We start from the raw sequence: 210 nt of genomic DNA, 5'->3' as shown, positions 1-210 counted from the left end.
GCCAGGTCGGCGTGGAGCGCGTTGCCGGCCAGCAGCAGCCCTCCCCCCTCGCCCCGGAACTCCTCCTCCGCCATGCGCCGCACCGGCAGGACCAGGGTGCGCGCCATGCGCAGTCCTCCCGTGCCGCGCAGTCTCACGGCCAGCCGCAGGCCGGGACGGACGGGCGGGAAGGGAGTGAACAGGGCGTCCAGGAGGTCGGGCCGGAGGGAC

At 76.2% G+C, this 210-nt stretch carries 1 pseudogene; it reads right to left on the bottom strand.

The features are described 5' to 3' along the window. A pseudogene (locus tag BU52_RS37250) lies at nucleotides 1-210 on the bottom strand (NAD(P)/FAD-dependent oxidoreductase); the annotation flags it as partial.

It is taken from the genome of Streptomyces toyocaensis (assembly GCF_000725125.1).
GTDB classification, from domain to species: Bacteria; Actinomycetota; Actinomycetes; order Streptomycetales; family Streptomycetaceae; genus Streptomyces; species Streptomyces toyocaensis.
Note: the sequence above shows the minus strand (reverse complement) of the source record. Positions and strands in the feature narration are given on the sequence as shown.